The organism is Cupriavidus sp. CPT47-8839-RL05A (assembly GCF_058792255.1).
Map to the genome: position 1 here is coordinate 1 of NZ_JBYTEG010000053.1, position 620 is coordinate 620.

The window sequence follows — 620 nt, forward strand, 5'->3', positions numbered from 1 at the left end:
GGCGATGTCGCCGACAAGCTCGTGCCGCGGCTTGCCGAACGCGCCAGCTCGCTGAAGATCCGCAACGGCATGGAGTCCGACGCCGAAATGGGTCCGCTGGTAACCGCTGCGCACAAGGCGAAGGTGGAGGGCTATATCGCCAAGGGCGTGGAAGAGGGCGCGACGCTGGTCACGGATGGCCGCGGTCATACCGTACCCGGCCATGAGAACGGCTTCTATGTCGGCGGCACGCTGTTCGACCACGTCAAGCCGGACATGACGATCTACAAGGAAGAGATCTTCGGCCCGGTGCTGTCGGTAGTGCGCGTGCATGACTTTGCCGAAGCGGTGGCGCTGATCAATGCGCATGAATACGGCAACGGCGTGTCGTGCTACACCAGCGACGGCGGCATCGCGCGTGCGTTCGCGCGGCAGATCCAGATCGGCATGGTCGGCATCAACGTGCCGATTCCGGTGCCGATGGCATGGCATTCATTCGGTGGCTGGAAGCGCTCGCTGTTCGGTGACCACCATGCCTATGGCGAGGAGGGCGTGCGTTTCTACACGCGCTACAAGAGCGTGATGCAGCGCTGGCCGGATTCGATCGCCAAGGGCGCTGAGTTCACCATGCCGGTGGCGAA

At 63.5% G+C, this 620-nt stretch carries 1 protein-coding gene; it reads left to right on the forward strand.

Annotated features, from left to right (window positions below; genetic code table 11):
- On the forward strand, window positions 1–620 hold a 620-nt coding region (locus AC3WVS_RS31250), incomplete at both ends, for an aldehyde dehydrogenase family protein (RefSeq protein WP_492321736.1).